This window comes from Lacrimispora amygdalina (assembly GCF_003432035.1).
GTDB classification, from domain to species: Bacteria; Bacillota; Clostridia; order Lachnospirales; family Lachnospiraceae; genus Lacrimispora; species Lacrimispora amygdalina.
In genome coordinates this window covers 1-1,231 of the sequence record NZ_QOHO01000165.1, presented here as the reverse complement: position 1 = coordinate 1,231, position 1,231 = coordinate 1, and the positions used below count along the sequence as shown (strand labels likewise).

The 1,231-nt window shown below is 60.3% G+C and carries 2 protein-coding genes; both read left to right on the top strand.

Going from position 1 to position 1,231, the window contains the following annotated elements; all coding sequences use genetic code 11:
- The coding region (locus DS742_RS28480; RefSeq protein WP_086261092.1) for a phage portal protein at window positions 1-655 on the top strand (655 nt) is incomplete at its 5' end.
- The coding region (locus tag DS742_RS28475; RefSeq protein ID WP_147325908.1) for a S49 family peptidase at window positions 636-1,231 on the top strand (596 nt) is incomplete at its 3' end. The genes DS742_RS28480 and DS742_RS28475, both read left to right, overlap by 20 nt.

Genomic DNA, 1,231 nt, shown 5'->3' with positions numbered 1-1,231 from the left:
GTATTACGCCGCAGCGCCGGTCCGGCTGGGAGGCGCAAAAGTACCGCACCTGATGCCGGGTGACTCACTGAACCTGCAGACGGCTCAGGATACGGATAACGGCTACTCCGTGTTTGAGCAGTCACTGCTGCGGTATATCGCTGCCGGGCTGGGTGTCTCGTATGAGCAGCTTTCCCGGAATTACGCCCAGATGAGCTACTCCACGGCACGGGCCAGTGCGAACGAGTCGTGGGCGTACTTTATGGGGCGGCGAAAATTCGTCGCATCCCGTCAGGCGAGCCAGATGTTTCTGTGCTGGCTGGAAGAGGCCATCGTTCGCCGCGTGGTGACGTTACCTTCAAAAGCGCGCTTCAGTTTTCAGGAAGCCCGCAGTGCCTGGGGGAACTGCGACTGGATAGGCTCCGGTCGTATGGCCATCGATGGTCTGAAAGAAGTTCAGGAAGCGGTGATGCTGATAGAAGCCGGACTGAGTACCTACGAGAAAGAGTGCGCAAAACGCGGTGACGACTATCAGGAAATTTTTGCCCAGCAGGTCCGTGAAACGATGGAGCGCCGTGCAGCCGGTCTTAAACCGCCCGCCTGGGCGGCTGCAGCATTTGAATCCGGGCTGCGACAATCAACAGAGGAGGAGAAGAGTGACAGCAGAGCTGCGTAATCTCCCGCATATTGCCAGCATGGCCTTTAATGAGCCGCTGATGCTTGAACCCGCCTATGCGCGGGTTTTCTTTTGTGCGCTTGCAGGCCAGCTTGGGATCAGCAGCCTGACGGATGCGGTGTCCGGCGACAGCCTGACTGCCCAGGAGGCACTCGCGACGCTGGCATTATCCGGTGATGATGACGGACCACGACAGGCCCGCAGTTATCAGGTCATGAACGGCATCGCCGTGCTGCCGGTGTCCGGCACGCTGGTCAGCCGGACGCGGGCGCTGCAGCCGTACTCGGGGATGACCGGTTACAACGGCATTATCGCCCGTCTGCAACAGGCTGCCAGCGATCCGATGGTGGACGGCATTCTGCTCGATATGGACACGCCCGGCGGGATGGTGGCGGGGGCATTTGACTGCGCTGACATCATCGCCCGTGTGCGTGACATAAAACCGGTATGGGCGCTTGCCAACGACATGAACTGCAGTGCAGGTCAGTTGCTTGCCAGTGCCGCCTCCCGGCGTCTGGTCACGCAGACCGCCCGGACAGGCTCCATCGGCGTCATGATGGCTCACAGTAATTACGG